Origin of the sequence: Chroococcidiopsis cubana SAG 39.79 (assembly GCF_003991895.1) — a bacterium.
GTDB lineage: Bacteria > Cyanobacteriota > Cyanobacteriia > Cyanobacteriales > Chroococcidiopsidaceae > Chroococcidiopsis > Chroococcidiopsis thermalis.
Map to the genome: position 1 here is coordinate 1 of NZ_RSCK01000242.1, position 1,482 is coordinate 1,482.

The window sequence follows — 1,482 nt, forward strand, 5'->3', positions numbered from 1 at the left end:
GACTAAATCAAGAAAAAAGCGGTCAATCCTGTTGAAGTGACCACTTTTTGGTCAATGCTGAGATTTAGAGAAAAAACCCAGCTTGACCATGACAACTATCGATCAGCTTAAACAATTTCGGCAAGGTGTATACACCATCCTGGGCAACGGTAGAGATGCCCTATTTGACTTGATGGATGCGGTGCTAATCACACGGGGAGTGAAATCATTTGTGGAATTATCGCTGTCTCCAGTATTTCGACGCAAGTGGTCTAGTATTTATGAATGTTTATCAGACAGCAAGCCAGCGCCAGAAAAGTTGATGGAGTCTTACATCAAACAAATTCCGCACACACAGCAAATTGTTTTAGCAGGAGATCACACGGCTTGGTCAAGACTAGAAGCTGTCACCCTCAAAGAACGTACCTACGAACATCAAGCACAAGCAATGTCTGGTTCAAAACCAGTTACCTTAGGACAAGGGTATAGTACTATAGCTTGGATTCCAGAAGTAGAAGGAAGTTGGGCATTACCCCTATTACATGAACGCATTACCAGCTTTACTAACCCAATTGAAAAAGCGGCTTCCCAATTAAAACAAGTGTGTGAAAAACTGCCAACACGCCCATTATCATTGTGGGATGCAGAGTACGGTTGTGCCAGCTTCGTCAAACAAACAGCAGATATAGCCGCCGATAAATTGTTCCGTTTGCGCTCAAACCGTCTACTTTATGGTGAGCCAAGAGCTTATACAGGGGTGGGTCGTCCTCGGATTCACGGCGCTAAATTTAAGCTGAACGATAGCGAAACTTGGTGGAAAGCCGACTCCTTCGTAGAGGTCAAAGATCCAAAGTTGGGGTGGCTACGGTTGCGTTTGTGGCTGAATCTTCACTTTCAACAATCTGCCAAGATCAAAATGCACTTGATTCAAGTACAACGATTGAATGAAGATGCAGCCAATCCAGCTAAACCTTTATGGCTTGTGTGGCTCGGACTCTCCATGCCTCAATTGTCTCAATTTTGGCAACTGTACCTGCGGCGTTTTGCTGTTGACCATTGGTATCGTTTTGCCTCGCAACGCTTACATTGGACTGTTCCCAAGCTAAATACCCCACAACAGTGCGAGTCTTGGAGTGACTTATTACCACTGATGACCTGGCAACTTTGGTTAGCTCGTGATATCGTGACTGACAACCCTTTACCTTGGCAACAGCCTCAGGCTAAACTCACCCCAGGACGGGTCGCTCAGGCTATGGGCGGGGTTTTAGGGGTGATTGGTACACCTGCTGTTGTACCCAAACCCCGTGGAAAGTCTCCAGGCTTGGGCTACTGGCAAACCACGACTGCGTAGAATTCGCTATCCTACAGTTAAAAAGACTACTCCCCAGCGCCAAAAGTCACCAGCAAAGTCAGCTTGACCTTTGAGTTTTTATATTTTTAGCTGGGTAGCTTGTTAACTCAGTACTGCTGAGTCATTTTGTTATTGGTTAGTCTAAACTCCAG

The 1,482-nt window shown here is 45.6% G+C and carries 1 pseudogene; it reads left to right on the plus strand.

What is annotated here, in order from left to right:
- Positions 1-88 precede the first annotated feature (88 nt).
- Positions 89-1,397: pseudogene (locus DSM107010_RS37665) on the plus strand (NF041680 family putative transposase).
- Positions 1,398-1,482 lie beyond the last annotated feature (85 nt).